Origin of the sequence: Nocardioides guangzhouensis (assembly GCF_004519545.1) — a bacterium.
In the GTDB taxonomy this organism is placed as follows: domain Bacteria; phylum Actinomycetota; class Actinomycetes; order Propionibacteriales; family Nocardioidaceae; genus Nocardioides; species Nocardioides guangzhouensis.
In genome coordinates, this window is the sequence record NZ_SDKM01000005.1 from 52,999 (window position 1) to 68,768 (window position 15,770).

The following is a 15,770-nucleotide window of genomic DNA, read 5'->3' on the forward strand; positions in this document are numbered from 1 at the left end:
TCACCCGCAGGGTGGGGCGCTGGTCATGCGGGGATACTCCCACGCCCATCCGCTCTCGGCATGAGGGCCAGCCGAGCCGACCGTGCGGCGGTCCGGAGGGACGCCACCGGCCGGAACGTTGTTCAGCGCATCGCGAGTGTGGCCACCGAGATGCCCGCGTAGTGACTGAGGAACGCGAGCACGGTGAAGGCGTGGAACACCTCATGGAAGCCGAACCAGCGGGGCCACGGGTCGGGGCGCTGGAAGAAGTACACGACAGCCCCCGTGACGTAGAGCCCGGCGCCGGCCACGAGCAGGAACAAGGTCGCTCCGCCCGCGTCACCGCCGAGCCGCAACGCACCGCCGAACAGGTCGGGCACGAACACCAACACCCCAGCCGGCGGCAACGTACAGCGGCGGGGACAGCCACCGCGGCGCGTACGGCCAGACGAACCGGGCGGCGACGCCGAGCAGCGCAGTGGACCAGACGATGCTGAGCATCACCACGCTGTCGCTGACGTCGAGCAGGAGCGCGGCGTACGCCATGCACGAGCCGGCGACCAGCAAGAAGATGTTGCAGTGGTCCAGACGGCGCAGGACGAACCAGGCCTGCGGCGACCACGTCTTGCAGTGGTAGGCCGCCGAGACACCGAACAGCAGCAGCGCGGAGACGGTGAAGACTGCGGCCCCGGCCCGGGTCCGCGCATCGGGCGACAGCGCCACCAGAAGGACGCCGCCGGCCAGCGTCAACGGCAGGATCCCGAGGTGGAGCCAGCCCCGCAGGTGCAGCTTGGTTGCGGTGATCGACCCGCTGACCTTTTTCCCGAACCACCCGCCCGCATCGCCGCCGGTGGTGCGCGCCGGCGAGTGATGAGTTGTCGCGCCCGTGTCCGTCATACCTGTGACGGGACACCACGAGACGGGAAGATGGCGCGATGAGGTCGGACACACTGCTGGAGGAGCTGGGCGTGAACGGGCTGGGCGAGGTCGACGAGCCGGCGTTCTCGGGGCTGGCGGAGCGGCACCGGCGGGAGCTGCACGTGCACTGCTACCGGATGCTCGGGTCGTTCGAGGACGCCGAGGACACCGTGCAGGAGACGTTCCTGCGTGCCTGGCGGCGGCGGGACACGTTCGAGGGGCGGTCGACGTTCCGGGCCTGGTTGTACCGGATCGCCACCAACGCCTGCCTGGACCTGCTCGCCAAGCGTCGCCCGGAGCCCGCGACCGGTGGGGAGGTGCGGTGGCTCCAGCCCTACCCGGACCGGCTGCTCGACGAGCTGCCCACGGGCGACACGGACGACCCGGAGACGGTCGCGGTGGCCCGGGAGACGATCGAGCTGGCGTACGTCGTCGCGGTCCAGCACCTCGCGCCGCGGCCGCGCGCCGTGCTGATCCTGCGGGACGTGCTCGGCTGGCCGGCGAAGGACGTCGCGGAGCTCCTCGGGGACTCCGTGAACTCGGTCAACAGCGCGCTGCAACGGGCCCGCGCCGGCATGCGGCAGCACCTGCCCGCCGAGCGCCAGGACTGGACCGGCGGCGAGGACGACGCGGGGACACGCGAGCTGGTGCGTCGCTTCAGCGACCTCAGCGTGGCCTCCGACGTCGACGGCATCGCGGCGATGCTGCGCGACGACGTCCGGTGCTCGATGCCGCCGACGCCGGGCCTGTACGTCGGTCGTGACGCGGTGGTCAACGACTGGAAGGAGGACGGCTTCGAGTCCATGACGGGCCTGCGCGCCGTACCGACGTCCGTCAACCGGCAGCCCGCCGTCGCCTTCTACCAGTGGCACGAGCGGGAGGGCGCGTACCTGCCGCTGACCATCGACGCGCTGCGCATCAGCGGCGGGGCGATCACCGAGATCGTCACGTTCCACGCCGACCGGTTCCCGCGGCTCGGCCTGCCGGAGCGCCTGCCGGCGGACGGCACCGGGCAGGAACGCCATGAACAGCCTCAATGACACCGGGGTCGTCTCCGGTCCGGCTTCGGGCCGCCCCAGCCACCCCCACCGGTTCCGCCGGCTCGCCGTCACCGGCCTCATCGCCACCCTCGCAGCGATGGTGGCCACCACCCTTGCCGCTGCGCTGGCCGGGGCGGCTGGTGTCGACTTCGAGATCCCCGACGGCGGCGAGACCATCCCGTTGTCCGGGTTCGCCGTGGTCACCGGCTTCTTCTCGGTCGTGGGTGTCCTCATCGCCGGCGGGCTGCTTCGTTGGAGCGCCCACCCTGCCGAGCGATTCGTGTGGACGGCGGTGACGCTGACCCTGATCTCGTTGGTCCCGCCCCTGCTCTCCGGGGCAGACACCGCCACCATCGCCGCCCTCATGGGGCTGCACCTCGTCGCAGCGGCGGTGATGATCCCCGCCCTGACCCGGAGCCTGCGCACCCAGCCGTCGTGGTCAGGCCGACCCTGAGCCGGGCGGTGGCAGCTTGAGCGCGAGGACCGCCATGTCGTCGCGGTTCGGACCGGTGACGAAGTCCAGCACCAGCTCGCGTACGTGCTCGGCGACCATCTGCGCGGGCAGGTCTGCGGCCTTGGCCAGCTCCGACTCGAAGCCCTGCTCGCCGAGCATCCTGGCGCCGTCGCGGCGCTCGAGCACCCCGTCGGTGACGGCGACGAGCAGGTCTCCCTGCTCGAGCTCGAGGTACTCCTCGGTGTAGGTCACGCGCTCCTCGACCCCGAGCAGCATCTGCGGACGACCGACCTGTCGGACCTCGCCGTGCCGGACGAGGAACGGTGGCGGGTGCCCGGCGACCACCAGGCCGAGCCGGGCTCGTCTGCCGCGCACGGGTCCGATGACCCCGCAGGCGAGCGTGAGGAAGCGAGCCCGGGCGCCCTCGTCGAGGATCGCCGAGTTCAGCCGCTCGAGCGTGACGGCGATCGGGATCCCGGTCATGGCGAGCGCCCGGATCGTGTGCCGGGCCAGGCCGGTCACCGCGGCGGCCTCCGCCCCCGTGCCGCACACGTCGCCCACCACCCAGCACCACCGTCCGTCCCCGAGGGCGAACAGGTCGTAGAAGTCCCCGCCTGCCGTGGTGCTCTCGTCCGCCGGCTCGTACACGACCCCGACGTCCAGTCCCGGCGGGGCGGGGATCGACGGCGGCAGCAGGCTCCGCTGGAGGGCCTCGCCGGCCGCCTTCAGCTCACCGTGGGCACGGGCGTTGTCGATGGCCATCGCGGCGCGTCGTGCCAGGGAGTCGGCGATGCGGTATACCTCTCCGCGCAGGGGTGGGGCCCCCGGCCGGCCGAGCGTGAGCGTGCCGATGTCCCGGCCGCGAGCGGTCAACGGGAGCGTGTGCACCGGCCCCGGGAGGCTGTCGGCGCCAGCGGTCTCCAGGGTCGCGCGGAGCGCGTCCAGCGTGCCCTCGTCCTCGTGCCACACGTGGCGCAGGACCAGGTGTCCTCGTGCGTCCCGCAGGTGGATGGCGCACCAGGATGCGAGCTGGGGCACGACGACCTGCGCGGTCAGGGCCATCGTCATCTTCTCGTCGAGCGAGTCGGCAAGCAGGACACCCGCCTCGTCGACGAGGCCGAGCCAGTGCCGTCGTTCCTGCTCCGCGGCCCGCAACCGGGCGCGGTCCGTGGCCAGCGCGAGGGACCCGGCGAAGCGGTGCAGGAGAGCGGCCTGGGTCTGGTCGAGCCCGCCCGCTGCCTCGGTGGCGGCGCCGAGTGCGCCGACGGCCTGACCTTCGACGACCACAGGTACGACGACCAGCGACCGCAGCCCGGTGCCGGTCAGCAGCGGTACGGCGCCGTCGGCCAGGTCGTCCTCGACCACGGGAAGCCGCGGGTTGGACCGGTTCAGGGTGCCGGGCGCGTCGCGATCGAGCCGTCGGCCGTGCAACCGGGCGTCGAGGCCGCTGACGGCGACGACCTCGAGGTCGGAGTCGAAGTAGCGGGCGAGGAGGAGGTACGTCGCGTCCGCACCCACCCGGGCCCGACACCGTTCGACCACCAGGCTCAGGTAGTCGTCGAGGCCGAGCCGGGCGAGGGCGTCGTCCCCCAGGCCGCTCGGATCCCGGTCGCCCGGCGGAGCGGTCTCGACCGGTGTCGCGGGTGCCCGTTCCAGCAGGCTCCGCTGGATGGTCGGGACCAGCAGGAGCGCCGAGCCGACACCGCCGCGGACGGCGTGCCGCGTCACGAACACCCTCACGAGGGAGCCGTCCCTGGCCCGAACGGCAACCTCCCCGAGACGCTGCTCGGGCCCGCTGACCAACCCCTCCCACGTCTCGTCGAGCACCTCCTCGGGCGCCCAGCCGAGCAGGCGCCGGGCGTCGTCGTTCCAGCCCCGCACGACGCCGTGCTCGGACAGCTCCACCACGCCGACGAGCACCCCTGCGACCTCCGTGGCCACGGGTGCTGCGGGCAAGGGCCCCGGCCGACCACGGTCGATCTCCACCCACACCCGCTTTGCGGTGTCGGTGTAGTCGACGCCCCACGAGGACGCGAGGCTGGCCGTGATCAGGAGACCCCGACCGTGCTCCGCGTCGTCGGGCGGAGCGGCCGTACCCAGTGGCAGCATGCGGCCGGGATGCTGGTCCTGCACCTCCAGCCGCAGCCGGTCCTCGTCGAGTGTCAGTCGGACCTGGACGGTCGTGCCGGCGTGGACCACCGCGTTGGTGACCAGCTCGCTGGTCGCGAGGACGGCGCTCTCGACCAGGTCCGGCGCTCCCCACGCCTCGAGCTCGCTCTGCACCAACCAGCGAGCACGGCCCACCGAGTTCTCGTCGGGCCGGAGAGAGTAGAGGCTCTCCCTCGGCGTCACCGGCATCGGCCTCTCGTTCCTCCTGTCAACCCCGTGGTCATGGTGACAGACTGCGGACTGGTCGTGACAGCGCACCGGGAGGCCGAGATGGCCCGAACAGGGACAGTGACATTGCGGGGGAGCAGTGATCCGGCGAACGACGTACGCGCCGTGAGCGAGGAGACTCAGCTCCGACGCCTGCTCGACGCCCTGACCGCGATGCGTGACGGGAACTTCCGTCGCCGGCTCACGCCTGCCTCGGACGGGGTGCTCGGCGAGCTGGCGACCGTCTACAACGACATCGCGGACCGGCAGGAGCACCTTGCCAGGGAACTGGCCAGGGTACGGCGGGCTGCCGGCAAGCAGGGCCGGCACCAGGAACGGCTCCGGCCCGGGACCGGCGAGGGCAGCTGGGCCGACTCCGTGGAGGCCGCGAACGGGCTGGTCGCCGACCTGGTGCGGCCCACCGGTGAGCTCGCGCGCGTGGTGGCGGCCGTGGCGGCCGGGGACCTCGGGCAACGGATGGACCTGTCCGGAAGCGGGCAGACGCTGCGCGGCGAGCCGTTGCGGCTGGCCCGCAGCGTCAACCTCCTGGTGGACCGGCTGTCCTCGATCGCCGACGAGATCACGCGGGTCACTCGCGAGGTCGGTACGGAGGGCAAGCTCGGCGGCCAGGCGAAGGTCCGCAGCGCCGGCGGCTCCTGGCGCGACCTCATCGACGCGGTGAACACCATGTCCTCGCGGCTGTCGGCGCAGGTGCGCGACATCGCGCTGGTGACGACCGCGGTGGCCGACGGTGACCTGTCGCGCACGGTCACCGTCGAGGTGTCCGGCGAGATGGAGCAGCTGAAGGTGATCGTCGACAGGATGGTCGACCAGCTCTCGTCGTTCGCGGTCGAGGTCACCCGCGTGGCCCGCGAGGTGGGCACCGACGGACGCCTGGGTGGCCAGGCGGTCGTGCCGCGCGTGGCCGGGACCTGGCGCGACCTCACGGACTCCGTGAACATCATGGCCTCGAACCTCACCAGCCAGGTCCGCGGCATCTCGTCCGTGGCGCAGGCCGTGGCGCGCGGCGACCTGAGCCAGCAGATCACGGTCACGGCCAGCGGAGAGGTGGCCGAGCTCGCCCAGACCATGAACTCGATGACCGCGACCCTGCAGACCTTCGCCGACGAGGTGACCCGCGTGGCCCGTGAGGTCGGCACCGAGGGGATCCTCGGCGGCCAGGCGGCGGTCCCCGGCGTGTCCGGCACCTGGCGCGACCTCACCGACTCGGTGAACTTCATGGCCGACAACCTGACCAACCAGGTCCGCGACATCGCCCAGGTGACCACGGCCGTGGCCCGCGGCGACCTGAGCCAGAAGATCACCGTCGACGTGCGCGGCGAGCTCGCGGAGCTCAAGACCACGGTCAACACCATGGTGGACCAGCTGTCCGCGTTCGCCGACCAGGTGACCCGGGTCGCCCGTGAGGTGGGCTCGGAGGGGATCCTCGGTGGCCAGGCGGACGTGCCCGGGGTGGGCGGCACGTGGAAGGACCTCACCGACTCGGTGAACTCGATGGCGAACAACCTGACCAACCAGGTCCGCAACATCGCCCAGGTGACCACGGCCGTGGCCCGGGGCGACCTGAGCCAGAAGATCACCGTCGACGTGCGCGGAGAGCTCGCGGAGCTCAAGACCACCGTGAACACGATGGTGGACCAGCTGTCCTCGNGCGCGACCTCACCGACTCGGTGAACTTCATGGCCGACAACCTGACCAACCAGGTCCGCGACATCGCCCAGGTGACCACGGCCGTGGCCCGCGGCGACCTGAGCCAGAAGATCACCGTCGACGTGCGCGGCGAGCTCGCGGAGCTCAAGACCACGGTCAACACCATGGTGGACCAGCTGTCCGCGTTCGCCGACCAGGTGACCCGGGTCGCCCGTGAGGTGGGCTCGGAGGGGATCCTCGGTGGCCAGGCGGACGTGCCCGGGGTGGGCGGCACGTGGAAGGACCTCACCGACTCGGTGAACTCGATGGCGAACAACCTGACCAACCAGGTCCGCAACATCGCCCAGGTGACCACGGCCGTGGCCCGGGGCGACCTGAGCCAGAAGATCACCGTCGACGTGCGCGGAGAGCTCGCGGAGCTCAAGACCACCGTGAACACGATGGTGGACCAGCTGTCCTCGTTCGCGGACGAGGTGACCCGCGTGGCCCGCGAGGTCGGCAGCGAGGGCCAGCTCGGCGGGCAGGCCGCGGTCCCCGGTGTCTCCGGGACGTGGCGCGACCTCACGGACTCGGTGAACTTCATGGCGGGCACCCTGACCGCGCAGGTTCGCAACATCGCCGAGGTCACGACAGCCGTGGCCCGCGGCGACCTGACCCGCACCATCACGGTCGAGGCCCGGGGCGAGATCCTCGCCCTCAAGACGACCGTGAACACGATGGTGGACCAGCTGTCGTCGTTCGCGGACGAGGTGACCCGCGTGGCCCGCGAGGTGGGCACCGAGGGCCGGCTCGGCGGGCAGGCCGACGTGCACGACGTCTCGGGTACCTGGAAGGACCTCACCGAGAACGTCAACATGATGGCCGCGAACCTCACCTCCCAGGTGCGCAACATCGCCGAGGTGACAACCGCCGTCGCGAGCGGTGACCTGACCCGCAAGATCACCGTCGACGCGCGCGGCGAGATCCTCGAGCTCAAGAGCACCGTGAACACGATGGTCGACCAGCTGTCCGCGTTCGCGGACGAGGTGACCCGCGTTGCCCGGGAGGTCGGCACGGAGGGGGTACTGGGCGGGCAGGCCCGGGTGCCGGGGGTGGCCGGCACCTGGCGGGACCTGACCGACTCGGTGAACTCGATGGCCAGCAACCTCACGAACCAGGTGCGCAGCATCGCCACGGTCTCGACCGGCGTGGCCCGCGGCGACCTCAGCCAGAAGATCGCGATCGAAGCACGGGGCGAGGTGGCGGCACTCGCCTCGACGATCAACGCCATGGTGGACACCCTTCGGGCGTTCGCCGACGAGGTCACCCGCGTCGCCCGGGAAGTGGGCACCGAGGGGATCCTCGGCGGGCAGGCGCACGTCCGGGGCGTCGCCGGCACGTGGAAGGACCTCACCGACTCGGTGAACTCGATGGCGAACAACCTCACCAGCCAGGTGCGCAACATCGCCGAGGTGACCACCGCGGTCGCCAGCGGCGACCTGACCCGCACCATCACCGTCGAGGCGCGAGGCGAGATCCTCGAGCTCAAGACGACGGTGAACCGGATGGTCGACCAGCTGTCGTCGTTCGCCGACGAGGTGACCCGCGTGGCGCGCGAGGTGGGAACCGAGGGGAAGCTCGGTGGCCAGGCACAGGTGGCCGACGTGTCCGGCACCTGGCGACGGCTCACCGAGAACGTCAACCAGCTCGCCAGCACGCTCACCACCCAGCTGCGCGCGATCGCAGAGGTGTCCACCGCCGTGACCCAGGGCGACCTCAGCCAGCAGATCACCGTCGAGGCTCAGGGCGAGGTCGCCGAGCTGAAGGACAACCTCAACGAGATGATCGACAACCTCCGCGAGACCACGCGGACCAACGAGGAGCAGGACTGGCTGAAGACCAACCTCGCCCGGTTCACCGGGCACATGCAGGGAGGCCGGGACCTGCTCGACGTCATCCAGCTCATCGTCAACGAGCTCACGCCGCTGGTCGGCGCCCGACAGGGCTCCTTCTTCCTCGCCGACAACGTCGTGGACGGCGACGGCGCGGTGCGACGGATCGCGTCGTACGGCTACCGCGCCCGACGGTCGGTTCCCGACAGGTTCACCCTCGGCGAGGGGATCGTGGGGCAGGCGGCGGCGCAGCGGTCCCCGATCGTGCTCGGGAGCGTGCCTACCGACTACGTCCGGATCTCGTCGGGGCTGGGCGCGGCCACCCCGGTCAGCATCGTCGTGCTCCCGGTGCTCTTCGAGGACCAGGTGCTCGGCGTGGTCGAGCTGGCGTCGTTCGAGCCGTTCAGCGAGGTGCACATGCAGTTCCTCGGGCAGCTCATGGAGATCATCGGCGTCTCGCTGAACGCCATCATCGCCAGCTCGCGCACCGAGGAGCTCCTGGTGGAGTCGCAACGGCTCGCGGCCGAGCTGCAGGACAAGTCCGAGGAGCTGCAGACCCAGCAGGTGGAGCTCCAGCAGACCAACGCCGAGCTCGAGGAGAAGGCCCGACAGCTCGCTGCGCAGAACCGGGCGATCGAGATCAAGAACCTCGAGATCGAGGACGCCCGGCGAGGCCTGGAGGACCGCGCGGAGCAGCTCGCACTCTCCTCGCGGTACAAGTCGGAGTTCCTCGCCAACATGTCGCACGAGCTGCGCACCCCGTTGAACTCGCTGCTGATCCTCGCCCAATTGCTCAGTGACAACGTCGACGGCAACCTGAGCCCCCGCCAGGTGGAGTACTCGCGCACCATCCACGGCGCCGGCACCGACCTGCTGCAGCTCATCAACGACATCCTCGACCTGTCCAAGGTCGAGGCGGGCAAGATGGACGTCCACCCGGCCGAGGTCGCCGTGGCCGGGATCGTGGAGTACGTCGAGGCGACGTTCCGGCCACTCACCGCAGAGAAGGACCTCCGGTTCTCGGTGGACGTGGCGGCGGAGGTGCCCCGGACCCTGAGCTCCGACCAGCATCGCCTGCAGCAGGTGCTGCGCAACCTGCTCTCCAACGCGGTGAAGTTCACCTCGGCAGGTGACGTGCGGCTGGAGATCCGCCCTGCTCCGGGACACCGGTTCAGCACCCCGGGCCTCGACGCCGGTCAGGTGCTGGCGTTCGCCGTGTCCGACACCGGCATCGGCATCCCGCCGGACCAGCTCAAGGTGATCTTCGAGGCCTTCCAGCAGGCCGACGGCACGATCAGCCGCAAGTTCGGTGGCACCGGGCTGGGCCTGTCCATCAGCCGCGAGATCGCGCGGCTGCTCGGCGGCGAGATCCGGGTGGACAGCCAGCCGGGTCGGGGCAGCACGTTCACGCTGTACGTGCCGGTCCGGTGGGCCGAGCGGGAGGCCGTTCCGGCCGCGATCGAGCCGGCGGGTCACCGGGACGTGGAGGGGGGCACGCCGGGCGGGGAGATCGGTCGGGTCGAGGACGACGAGGGTCGGATCCAGAGGGACGACTCGGTGCTGCTGGTGTCGCTCCGCAGCAGGTCGCTCCGGGCGGCCGCGGTCGAGTACGGCCGGGAGGCGGGGTTCAAGGTGGTGACCACGGACGACGCCGCGCGAACGCTGGTGGCGGCCCGGACGTTGCAGCCGGCGGGGCTGGTGGTCGGCATGGACCTGCTCGCGGCCGACGGCGTCCCGCTGCTGCGGGTGCTCAAGGCCGATCCGGAGACCCGGCACGTCCCCACGGTCGTGGTGCACTCGGACGACGCGACCGACGACGTCCTGGTCGGGCGGCACGCCGGCGCCTGGGGTGTCGTGCAGCCGGCGACCCCGGAGCGGCTGGCGGCGGGCGTCGAGGACCTGAAGGCGTACCTCGCCCGCAAGACCCGTTCGCTCCTGGTGGTCAGCGGTGCCGGTGCCGACAACCCGCCCGTGGTGGTGGCGCTGTTCGGTGCCGTTCCCGACGTCGAGCTGCACGTGGTCACGAGCGTCGCCGAGGCCGTCGATGCCCTCGATGCGCGCAGCTACGACTGTGTCGTCGTGGAGCTCAAGCTCCCCGGCGGGAGCGGGTTCGACGTGATCAAGCGGATGCGCTCGCGGAAGGCTCTGCGCGGCATCCCGGTGGTGGTCAGCAACGGACGGGTGGTCAGCGCCAAGGACGAGAGCAGGCTGCGTCAGTACGCCCGCTCGATGGTCGTGACCTGCCCGCAGACCGACGAGCGGCTCGTCGACGACGTCGCCCTCTTCCTGAACCGGGCCGGGGTAGAGCTCGCCCCCGAGCCGGCGCTCGAGGCGCACAGCGTCGGCGGCGAACCGATGTTCGCCGGCAGGCGGATCCTCATCGTCGACGACGACGTCCGCAACGTGTTCGCGCTCACCAGTGCGCTGGAACAGTTCGGGATCGAGGTGTTCTACGCCGAGAACGGCGAGGAAGGGCTGCAGGCGCTCGACCGGGATCAGGACATCGACCTGGTGCTGATGGACGTGATGATGCCGGGGATGGACGGCTACACCGCGATGCGGGAGATCCGCCGGGTGCCGGCGTACCGCGACCTCCCGGTCATCGCGCTGACGGCGAAGGCCATGCCCGGCGACCGGGAGAACAGCCTGGCCGCGGGTGCCTCCGACTACGTCACCAAGCCGGTCGACATCGACCACCTCCTCTCCCGGCTCCGGACGTGGCTGTCGTGACCGAACGGGCGAGGATCCTGCTGGTCGACGACCGCGAGCAGAACCTGCTCGCGCTCGAGGCGGTGCTCAACTCGCTCGACCAGGTCCTGGTCAAGGCCTCGTCCGGGGAGGAGGCGCTGCGCGCGCTGCTCAAGGACGACTTCGCACTGATCCTCCTGGACGCGCAGATGCCGGGCATGGACGGCTTCGAGACCGCGTCACGGATCAAGGCGCGGACCCGCACCAGGGACGTCCCGATCATCTTCCTGACCGCCGTCGACACCGACCAGCAGCATGCCTACCGCGGCTACGCCGCTGGCGGCGCCGACTACATCTCGAAGCCGTTCGACCCGTGGGTGCTGCGCGCCAAGGTCCAGGTGTTCGTCGACCTCTGGCTGGCCGGGCGGCGCCTCGCCACCCAGACCGAGTTCCTGCGTCGACAGGTCGAGGGCGAGGTGGACGTCATCGGCGAGCTCGAGGATCGGCTCTCGCTGGTGGAGGAGTCGGTGGCGTCGCTGCTCGAGGACGCGGACGGTCACGGTCAACCGACGCTCGACCTGCTCGCGGCGAGGGTGCAGGCGATGCGCCAGGCCCTGGACGTCCTCGACAAGACGATGCCGGCCTCGGGCGCGACCCGCCGGGAGTTCGGCTGAGCGACCCCCTGGCGTGCGTCCTGACCTGGCCGGGCGGCGGCCCGCCGGGATTTCCCACTGCGGTCGAGCCGGATGGGTCACACGCCTGAGAGCTCTTCCCGGACCGCGACCGACGCGAGGGGGAAGGTCGGGTAGGGAGGGGGTTCCTGCCCGGGAGTGAGGGCCGTCCGGCCGTAGATCCAGTCGGTGTAGGTGTAGTCGTAGGTGTCGCGCTCGCGCAGCACCTGGTTGCGCTGCCGCCGGGGCACCCCGTCCAGGTGCCACAGCTCGCCCCACGACCGGGCCGTGGTGACGACCCGGTGGCAGTGCTCGGGCCGCACGGCGTCGTACGCCGCCAGCGCGGCGTCCCAGTCGACGCCGGAGCCGGTCGCGGTCCGGGCCGCGCCCTGGGCGGCGACGTGCTCGCCGAGCACCCAGCCGTCCTCGATGGCCATGACCGCGCCCTGTGCCATGTACTGCAGCGGCGGGTGCGCGGCGTCGCCCAGGAGCGCGATCCGCCCGTGCACCCATGTCTCGATCGGGTCGCGGTCGAACATGCGCCACCACTTGTCCCGCCACATGAGCGGGAGACCCTGCTGGACCTGGTCGCACATCCCGTCGAAGGCGTCGTCGAGCTCGTCCGGGGTGCCCCAGTCCTCCTCCCCGCGCAGCGCCTTGTCCGACTCGAAGACGGCGACCTGGTTGAACATCTCGCCGCCGCGCAGGGGGTACTGCACGAAGTGGCAGCGGGGTCCGACGTAGACCACGACCTCGGTCTCCGAGACGTCGTGGGAGCGGACGCTCTCGATGGGGACCGCGCCGCGGTACGCGACGTACGCCGAGCTGACCGGTTCGTCGTCGACCAGGAGCCGGCGGGCGACCGAGTGGAGGCCGTCGGCCGCGATGACCACCTCGGCCTCGTCGCTGGTGCCGTCGGCGAACGTCACCCGGGCACCCGGAACGCCGGTCGCGAGGGTGCGGTTCTCGTACGCCGTCGCGGCCAGTCCCGTGCGCAGGTCGACGCCGAGCCGCTCGGCCTCGCGGAGGATGGTGCGGTGGAGGTCGGAGCGGTGGATCACCATGTAGGGGAAACCGTAGGTGCGCTCGAGGTCGTCGAGGTCGAGGCGGGTCAGCTCGGACCCGTCGGTGGCGTCCTTCATCACCATCGCCTCGGGGAGGACACCGAGCGACTTCACTTCCTCCAGCAGCCCGTACTCGTGGAGGATGCGGGTGCAGTTCGGGGCGATCTGCAGGCCCGCGCCGACCTCGCCGAACTCGTGGGCCTTCTCGTAGAGCCGGACCCGGATGCCGCGGCGGGTCAGTGCAACCGCGGCCGACAGGCCGCCGATGCCGCCGCCGATGATGATGGCGTCGGGGGTGCCGACGCGGTCGTTGGTGCTCATGTCACGTCCTTCGGTTCACAGCCAGGGAGGGAGGTCGGGCGCGGGCGCTCCGCCGGCCGTGACGCCTGCGGTCGTGCGTCCGGCCAGGTAGCCGACGCGGTCGGCGAGGGCGCCCTCGATGCCGAGGACGCCGGCCCCGCGCTTCTCGTGGATGTCCGCCTCGAGGGCGGTCAGGAAGTCGTCCGGCAGGTCCGCGAAGGTGACCCCGACGGCCAGGTCGACGGCGTGCACCATCACCTCGCGGGCGCGCAGCCACGGGACCTCGGAGGCAGGCACCTCGCGACCCTGGGCCGTGTGCACGCGCGCCCGCCACTGGTCGTCGCCCAGCCTGTCGAGGTCGGCGGTCAGTGCGGCCGCCGCCTCGTGGAACCAGGTCCGCAACGCGGCCGGCGACCGGGTGGCGCCGCGCTCGATGTCGGCGTTGCGCTGCTCCGGCGAGGAGTACATCGGGGTCACCTCGTCGGTCGCGGCCCAGCGGGCCAGGTTGCGCAGCGCCTCGGCGTTGGCCGCCAGGTGGGCGACCAGGTGGGCGCGGTTCCAGCGGGGGAGCGCCGACGGCTCGCCGTACTGCTCGTCGGCGAGGACGTCGACGGCGCGCGCGCACAGAAGCGTGCCCTCCTCGACCCAGCGCCGGCTGTCGGCCAGCCTGCGCAGGCTCGTCGCGGTGGTCATGCCGGGTCCGAGACGACGAGGTTCTCGAGCCGACCGATGCCCTCGATCTCGGTGACCACGCGCTGGCCGGCCCGGAGGTAGACCTCCGGCTTGCGGGCGTGGCCGACGCCGCCGGGGGTGCCGGTGGCGATCAGGTCGCCCGGGTTGAGGCGGACCATCGTGGAGACGTACTCCACCAGGGCGACCGGGTCGAACAGCAGGTCGGCGGTGCTGTCCTTCTGCATGGGCTCGCCGTCGACCTCGCACGAGATGGACAGCGCGGGGCGTGCGCCGCCAGGCAGCTCGTCGGGCGTGACGAGGTAGGGCCCGACCGGGGTGGTGGAGTCCCAGTTCTTGCCCTGCAGCCACTCGCGGGTGCGGAACTGCCAGTCGCGGCAGGTGATGTCGTTGAGCACGGTGAAGCCGGCGATCGCGGCCTCGGCCTCGGCGCCGGTGGCACGCCGTACGGCTCGACCGACTACCAGGACGGCTTCCGCCGGCTGTGGGGCCTGGCCGGATGATCGCCCCCGTGCGCCCGGCGGTCGACGGTCGACGACGTCGGCCGCCGGGTGTTCCAGCCCGCGGGCATCCGCCCAGCGCGCGGGCCCGTCCGGGCCCCCGACCGCGGCCCGGGCTCGTCCGTGGGGGCTAGCAGGAACCGGTAGAAGTGCCTATGTCTACGGCCGCGGCGGACGAGCATGCTGGTTTTCGGGGGATGCGCGACACGTTCGCGTCTAGGACCAGCGCGGGCCCGGCCCACCGATGGCCAGGGTCGGGCCCGCGCCGTGTCGGCGACCCCCCCTCGACCCGACAAGGATCGGGGTGCGAGTTCAGGGTGCCACCCCGATGTCGGCGCCGGTCAACGGTCGCATGCTCGTGCCATGCCCGCCCCTGGGAGCACCGACACCGATCGCACCGAGCGCGACGCTGGGTTGGCCGCTCCGACCACGGAGGTGGACCCGATCTGTTGTCTGGAGGAGCGATGAAGCGTGTGATCGTCGACCACTTCGGGGGCCCCGAGGTGTTGAGGATGGTGGAGGAGGAGGATCCGCGACCGGGTCCGGGCGAGGTGCGCGTCAAGGTACTCGCGGCTGGGGTGTCGTTCACCGATTCACAGCTGCGCGCCGGCACCTACATCCCAGGCGGCCCGAAGCCGCCGTTCACGCCCGGCTACGAGCTCGTCGGTGTCGTCGAGGAGGTTGGGCCGGGTTGCTCGAGGCTGCGGCGGGGAGACCGCATCGGCGCGCTGACGGTGTGGGGCGCCGACGCGGACCGCGTCTGCGTGCCGGAGGCGGGCGCGGTCGAGGTCCCCGGGGATCTCGACCCGGCCGAGGTCCTGAGCCTCGTCTTCACCTACATGACCGCCTACCAGGTGCTTCACCGCATCGCGATGGCGAGACGCGGGGAGAGGGTGCTCGTGCACGGCGCGGCCGGCCGGGTGGGCACCGCGGCTCTCGAGCTCGGGGCGGTGGCCGGGCTTCGCATATTCGGGACCGCTGCGGCTCGCGACGGCGCCGCGGTCGAGCGGCTCGGTGCCGTGGCGATCGACTACCAGAACGAGGACTTCCTGGCTCGGGTGCGCGACCTGACGGGCGGCGAGGGTGTCGACGTCGTGGTCGACAGCCTGGGTGGGCCGCTGTCGCTGCGCTCCTTCCGCGCGCTGCGGCCCGGCGGAAGGCTCGTCGTGTTCGGCCGCTACAACACGCTCACGGACGGGCACAAGAACTGGCCGGCGGTGATCGAGTGGTACGCGGCGATAGCAGCGCTGTGGGTGTGGGCGAAGCTCTCGCCTCGCCGCTCCGCGATGCCCTACTCGATCCAGAAGTTCCGCGAGGCGGCGGAGAACCGACCCGGAGCAGTCGGCGGAGTGCCCCGCTACCCCGAGTGGTTCCGGGAGGACTTCGGCGTGCTGATCGAGCTGCTGCGTCGTGGCGAGATCCACCCGGTCGTGGCCGAGCGCCTGCCCTTGTCGGAGGCGCGACACGCACACGAGCTGTTGGAGAGTGCGGCGACCAAGGGGAAGCTCGTGCTCCAGCCGGATGCCATCGAGGATGCCGGATGACCTC

12 protein-coding genes are annotated in these 15,770 nt (G+C 71.5%); 6 read left to right on the top strand and 6 right to left on the bottom strand.

The window, feature by feature from the left end; translation table 11 throughout:
- Nucleotides 1–122: 122 nt before the first annotated feature.
- A complete protein-coding gene (locus tag EKO23_RS26405; RefSeq protein ID WP_217702467.1) occupies nt 123–359 on the bottom strand; it encodes a hemolysin III family protein in 237 nt (78 codons plus the stop codon).
- The gene (gene trhA / locus EKO23_RS04795; protein ID WP_217702468.1) at nt 319–876 is read right to left on the bottom strand and encodes a PAQR family membrane homeostasis protein TrhA; all 558 of its coding nucleotides are present in this window, start codon (nt 874–876) and stop codon (nt 319–321) included. Before trhA ends, EKO23_RS26405 begins: the two co-directional genes overlap by 41 nt.
- 38 nt (nt 877–914) lie before the next feature.
- On the opposite strand from trhA, the gene EKO23_RS04800 reads away from it, so the two are divergent.
- The gene (locus EKO23_RS04800; protein ID WP_134714640.1) at nt 915–1,937 is read left to right on the top strand and encodes an RNA polymerase subunit sigma-70; all 1,023 of its coding nucleotides are present in this window, start codon (nt 915–917) and stop codon (nt 1,935–1,937) included.
- Complete coding sequence (locus tag EKO23_RS04805; RefSeq protein ID WP_134714642.1) at nt 1,921–2,391, top strand: DUF6069 family protein; 471 nt, start codon at nt 1,921–1,923, stop codon at nt 2,389–2,391. The genes EKO23_RS04800 and EKO23_RS04805 overlap by 17 nt, the downstream gene beginning before the upstream one ends.
- Here the strand turns inward: EKO23_RS04805 and EKO23_RS04810 are convergent.
- A complete protein-coding gene (locus EKO23_RS04810) occupies nt 2,377–4,749 on the bottom strand; it encodes a SpoIIE family protein phosphatase (protein ID WP_134714644.1) in 2,373 nt (790 codons plus the stop codon). The genes EKO23_RS04805 and EKO23_RS04810 overlap by 15 nt on opposite strands.
- A 705-nt stretch (nt 4,750–5,454) precedes the next feature.
- On the opposite strand from EKO23_RS04810, the gene EKO23_RS26640 reads away from it, so the two are divergent.
- Genes EKO23_RS26640 through EKO23_RS04825 form a run of 3 tightly spaced genes read left to right on the top strand, consistent with a single transcriptional unit; the run spans nt 5,455 to nt 11,671 of the window.
- On the top strand, nt 5,455–6,462 hold the full coding sequence (locus tag EKO23_RS26640) for a HAMP domain-containing protein (RefSeq protein ID WP_425464383.1): 1,008 nt from the start codon (nt 5,455–5,457) through the stop codon (nt 6,460–6,462).
- A gap of 5 nt (nt 6,463–6,467) precedes the next feature.
- Complete coding sequence (locus EKO23_RS04820) at nt 6,468–11,039, top strand: HAMP domain-containing protein (protein WP_134714648.1); 4,572 nt, start codon at nt 6,468–6,470, stop codon at nt 11,037–11,039.
- Nucleotides 11,036–11,671 carry a response regulator gene (locus tag EKO23_RS04825; RefSeq protein WP_134714650.1) on the top strand — a complete coding sequence of 212 codons (636 nt, stop codon included), beginning with the start codon at nt 11,036–11,038 and terminating at the stop codon, nt 11,669–11,671. The genes EKO23_RS04820 and EKO23_RS04825 overlap by 4 nt, the downstream gene beginning before the upstream one ends.
- A gap of 77 nt (nt 11,672–11,748) precedes the next feature.
- On the opposite strand, the gene EKO23_RS04830 is transcribed toward EKO23_RS04825, so the two are convergent.
- The 3 genes from EKO23_RS04830 to EKO23_RS04840 are packed head-to-tail and all read right to left on the bottom strand — an operon-like array spanning nt 11,749 to nt 14,282.
- Nucleotides 11,749–13,053 carry an FAD-dependent monooxygenase gene (locus EKO23_RS04830; protein ID WP_134714652.1) on the bottom strand — a complete coding sequence of 435 codons (1,305 nt, stop codon included), beginning with the start codon at nt 13,051–13,053 and terminating at the stop codon, nt 11,749–11,751.
- A gap of 15 nt (nt 13,054–13,068) precedes the next feature.
- The gene (locus EKO23_RS04835) at nt 13,069–13,725 is read right to left on the bottom strand and encodes a maleylpyruvate isomerase N-terminal domain-containing protein (RefSeq protein ID WP_134714654.1); all 657 of its coding nucleotides are present in this window, start codon (nt 13,723–13,725) and stop codon (nt 13,069–13,071) included.
- Nucleotides 13,722–14,282 (bottom strand): fumarylacetoacetate hydrolase family protein, encoded by a 561-nt coding sequence (locus EKO23_RS04840; RefSeq protein ID WP_217702481.1) that lies wholly within the window; start codon nt 14,280–14,282, stop codon nt 13,722–13,724. Before EKO23_RS04840 ends, EKO23_RS04835 begins: the two co-directional genes overlap by 4 nt.
- Before the next feature lie 404 nt (nt 14,283–14,686).
- Here EKO23_RS04840 and EKO23_RS04845 point away from each other — a divergent pair, with 404 nt between their 5' ends.
- The gene (locus EKO23_RS04845) at nt 14,687–15,766 is read left to right on the top strand and encodes a medium chain dehydrogenase/reductase family protein (RefSeq protein ID WP_217702470.1); all 1,080 of its coding nucleotides are present in this window, start codon (nt 14,687–14,689) and stop codon (nt 15,764–15,766) included.
- Nucleotides 15,767–15,770: the final 4 nt, after the last annotated feature.

What these genes read in the sequence shown, in the direction of transcription:
- EKO23_RS04830 (WP_134714652.1), bottom strand. Translation starts at nt 13,053, where the DNA reads ATGAGCACCAACGACCGCGTCGGCACCCCCGACGCCATCATCATCGGC.
- EKO23_RS04845 (WP_217702470.1), top strand. Translation starts at nt 14,687, where the DNA reads ATGAAGCGTGTGATCGTCGACCACTTCGGGGGCCCCGAGGTGTTGAGG.
- trhA (WP_217702468.1), bottom strand. Translation starts at nt 876, where the DNA reads ATGACGGACACGGGCGCGACAACTCATCACTCGCCGGCGCGCACCACC.
- EKO23_RS04810 (WP_134714644.1), bottom strand. Translation starts at nt 4,749, where the DNA reads ATGCCGGTGACGCCGAGGGAGAGCCTCTACTCTCTCCGGCCCGACGAG.
- EKO23_RS04805 (WP_134714642.1), top strand. Translation starts at nt 1,921, where the DNA reads ATGAACAGCCTCAATGACACCGGGGTCGTCTCCGGTCCGGCTTCGGGC.
- EKO23_RS04800 (WP_134714640.1), top strand. Translation starts at nt 915, where the DNA reads ATGAGGTCGGACACACTGCTGGAGGAGCTGGGCGTGAACGGGCTGGGC.
- EKO23_RS04820 (WP_134714648.1), top strand. Translation starts at nt 6,468, where the DNA reads ATGGCCGACAACCTGACCAACCAGGTCCGCGACATCGCCCAGGTGACC.
- EKO23_RS04835 (WP_134714654.1), bottom strand. Translation starts at nt 13,725, where the DNA reads ATGACCACCGCGACGAGCCTGCGCAGGCTGGCCGACAGCCGGCGCTGG.